This is a genomic window from Halomonas sp. ATBC28 (assembly GCF_005937175.1).
Taxonomy (GTDB): Bacteria; Pseudomonadota; Gammaproteobacteria; order Pseudomonadales; family Halomonadaceae; genus Vreelandella; species Vreelandella titanicae.
On record NZ_VCQL01000122.1, the window covers coordinates 1 to 437 of the forward strand.

The window sequence follows — 437 nt, forward strand, 5'->3', positions numbered from 1 at the left end:
ATTTACTCATCGGGGTGGCAATATGATCGTCTATCCAGTGATTCGCCCCCTGGTCGTGATAATCACCGCCGCCAGCGCCTTTTTCTGCTGTCGCACCGCCAGTAAACCAGGCGCGAACCTGTTAATTTTTGGTAGGGTCATGATGTTCTCCATTGTTATGAGGCTTGTAAGTCAAAGGGACTTTTCCATCCCAACAGACGTGAAATATCCCTGGCGCAGGCAATGGCCTTGCCCGCCAGATAATCACGGTATTCTTCATTGATTTGTAAGCGGGTACCGACCACCGAGATCGCAGCGGTAAGCTCGTTATTGGCGTTAAACACCGGCGCAGCGACACAACGGACATCGGCGTAATCTTCGCCGTTGTCATAGCTCCAGCCCTGACGGCGAATACGCGCCAGTTCTTCGTGAAGTTGCTGTGGATGAGTAATCGTTGT

At 51.9% G+C, this 437-nt stretch carries 1 protein-coding gene; it reads right to left on the bottom strand.

Annotated elements, in window-relative coordinates:
• Positions 1-155: 155 nt before the first annotated feature.
• The coding region (locus tag E0L35_RS25630) for an IclR family transcriptional regulator C-terminal domain-containing protein (RefSeq protein ID WP_138801739.1) at positions 156-437 on the bottom strand (282 nt) is incomplete at its 5' end.